Source organism: Furfurilactobacillus curtus, assembly GCF_045862785.1.
In the GTDB taxonomy this organism is placed as follows: Bacteria; Bacillota; Bacilli; order Lactobacillales; family Lactobacillaceae; genus Furfurilactobacillus; species Furfurilactobacillus curtus.
This window is the reverse complement of the sequence record NZ_BQXO01000025.1, coordinates 1-1,451: the sequence shown is the minus strand read 5'-3', so window position 1 is coordinate 1,451 and position 1,451 is coordinate 1. Positions and strand designations below refer to the sequence as shown.

Here is a 1,451-nt window from a genome sequence, read left to right as displayed (position 1 = left end):
TATCTTTGGTGATTTCGTCCCACAAATACTGGAAGGTATTCAGATAAGCCGCTGATTGGACTTCCTGTTCACTTTGTAGTGGTTTTAGATCAAAAGAAATGACCTTCCCCTTTAGGTTGACGTTGGTGTGACCGTCAAATAGGCTGTTAGAACCATGAGTATAGCTGCCTAAGATGTAGTAAAAGTCTTTAACCCGACTGAATTTGTCGGCGTCTTTATCAGCCAGTTTCTCCAATTCGTCATAAACATTGGATAAGGTCGGCCACTGATCGTCTTTAATCTCTTTTAAGCGGCTGTATTTCAAAACACCACTGTTGACGTAAGCTTGTTTAACGACATCATCAAGGATTGCCAGCTCAACTTGGGTAATGCCAGTTTTAAGGACTTCAAAGAACCCCTTTAATCGCTGAATTTTATCTTTGACCAGCAAATCAAGGTTCGTGACGGCCTCATCAGCGCTTAGGATTTCTTCGGAAAAAATTTGTAGTGGGTTAATTTTGTACTTAGCGTTAGAAGTTAGGTGCAAGACTGCACCACCTAGGGCTTCGACAATCTTGGTATATTCGTTTTCTGGATCAATAATGTAGATTTGATAGTCTTGAATGGCGTAGCGCAGGATTTTCTGAATCATATAGGTGGTCTTGCCGACCCCCGAGGTTCCGATAATCACTTGATTTTGATTTAGGGTCTTGTTGCGATCCAACATATCTACGGCAATTAAGCTGTTGGTGTCTTTGTTAACTCCTTCAATATCACTTCTCGGCTTTAAGTCCAAAATCTCCGCGTCATCAAAGGGAAACATGCTGCTGGCAACTTCGGTATTACTCTCTTTATAGGTGTAATCCCCCATGAGGTTCTCATTAATTGGCATGGTTGACCAAAATGCTTGGAAAGTGGCTTTAACGGGAACAAGGGGCTTCATTTGTAGCTTAATCAACGTATTCTTAACGTTTTCGGTTAAGTCATCCAGTTCTGCTAAACTATTGGCCCGCAGATAAACCAGCATATGTTGGTACACAAATGTGGTAGAATTATCGAGGTATTTATCTAGTTGCATGTTGGCCGAATCAATGTAGTTTTGCAGAATCTTCTTTTTATACGGGTCGAACGTATTGAGCTTCTGCGCTTCCTTATTTTGAATCGTCTTCTTGTAATAGGTAATCATTGAATTGTTACTGGCGCTGTCGATATATTGCACAATATCGATAACGCCTTTTTTGCGTTTTAACTCCGATAACCAGTTGCCATACACCCGCTTAGGATAGTCGGCAATCGCTAACACCCGAATAAAATTCTCGCCCGACTGGACGTAGGTGGGGTACTGTTCCCAGCTAAACGGGAATAGTGAATGCAAGCTATCGCGATCAATCAGCTTGGTAAAGTCTTCAACCTCCGGTTTAGGATTACTACCCGTTTGGCCGCTATCGCCTTGATGTCTTTCTTTTTTATTT

1 protein-coding gene is annotated in these 1,451 nt (G+C 41.8%); it reads right to left on the bottom strand.

The annotated features are described in order from the left end of the window. The coding region (locus ACKTR2_RS10195; protein WP_407885022.1) for a VirB4 family type IV secretion system protein at positions 1 to 1,451 on the bottom strand (1,451 nt) is incomplete at both ends.